The sequence below is a fragment of the Nocardia farcinica genome (assembly GCF_029867845.1).
Taxonomy (GTDB): domain Bacteria; phylum Actinomycetota; class Actinomycetes; order Mycobacteriales; family Mycobacteriaceae; genus Nocardia; species Nocardia farcinica_A.
Window position 1 is genome coordinate 1 of sequence record NZ_JARWRU010000808.1, and the last position, 1,220, is coordinate 1,220.

1 protein-coding gene is annotated in these 1,220 nt (G+C 74.7%); it reads right to left on the bottom strand.

Annotated features, from left to right (window positions below):
• Positions 1 to 921: dynamin family protein (locus QH283_RS17625; RefSeq protein ID WP_280504083.1), on the bottom strand; the 921-nt coding region annotated here is incomplete at its 3' end.
• Between the last annotated feature and the right edge of the window lie 299 nt (positions 922 to 1,220).

The window sequence follows — 1,220 nt, forward strand, 5'->3', positions numbered from 1 at the left end:
GGCGCCGCGACCGGGTTCGCGCAGCGCCAGCAGCTCACTGCCCTGGGCGTGGGCGTGAGGTTCGGCGGCGGAGCGGATGTCACGGGCCACGGCGGCGCGGGCGGCGCGCTGGTCGCGCGCGACGACGTCCTCCCGCAGGAACCGGTACAGCTCGCCGTACCCGGATTCCAGCCCGAGCCCGCTGTCCCGGGTGCGCATGGCGTGGGCGCGCAGCAGTGCCGAGACCGGCACGATTGGCAGTTCCAGCCCCGCTCGCGCGAGGTGGGCGGCGTCCGCGTCGCGCACCCGACGCCAATGCGGGTACAGGTCGATCTTGGTGAGCACCAGCGCCACCGCCGGGCACAGCGCCCGCACCTGGCGCAGGAACACCAGTTCCGGTTCGGTCAGCTCGGTGGAGGCGTCCGAAGCCACGAGCACCGCGTCGGCCGTGGGGGCCAGGGCAAGCACCGTCGCCGCGCCTGCCCGGCCGCCGACGCCCGGGGTGTCGATCAGCACCACACCGTCGTCGAGCAGCGGATTGGGCAACCGGATCTCCCGGCGCACCACCCGCCTGCCACCGGCCGGGTGCCCGTCCTCGGTCCGGTCCAGTGGCACCCGGACCCGGTGCTCGGTGCCGTCCTGGCCCGAGCAGACCAGTTCGGCGTCCGGCACGGGCCCCGAGGCCAGCACCGTCGGCACCGTCGTGGTCGTCTCGTCGCCGACCGGGCACACCTCGACGTCCAGCAGCGCGTTGACGAACCGGCTCTTGCCCTGACCCCGCAGCCCCGCGACCACGATCCGCCGCCGCGGGTCCCGCACTCGTTCGCCCGCCGCCGTCAACCGCGCCACCAGATCGGCGCGCCCCGCCGCCCGCGCCACCGCGATCGTCTCGGTGAGCACCGGCAGCAGCGGTACGGCGGGAGGCTCGGCGGTAGTCACCATCGCTCGGGCAGACCTTTCCTCATATACAGGGGGTTCACGGATATACAGGGGGTTCACGGGCCCCTCCTGGTGCGGGCCCTCGTATGGAGCGCGAATCCTCGGCCGCCCCGGCCCGGTCGCCTTTCCGATCCGCGCTCGCCCGGGGCGTCCCGCCTCAGTGGGCGAGGCCGTCCTCCGCCGGGTCGGTCACACCCGCGTCCGCCACGCCCGCGGAACCGAACAACCCCGCGTCCACCGATCCGCCGAGCACGCCCGAGCCCGCGAACGAGCCGCCGAGACCCGAGCCGAAGGCACTCGAC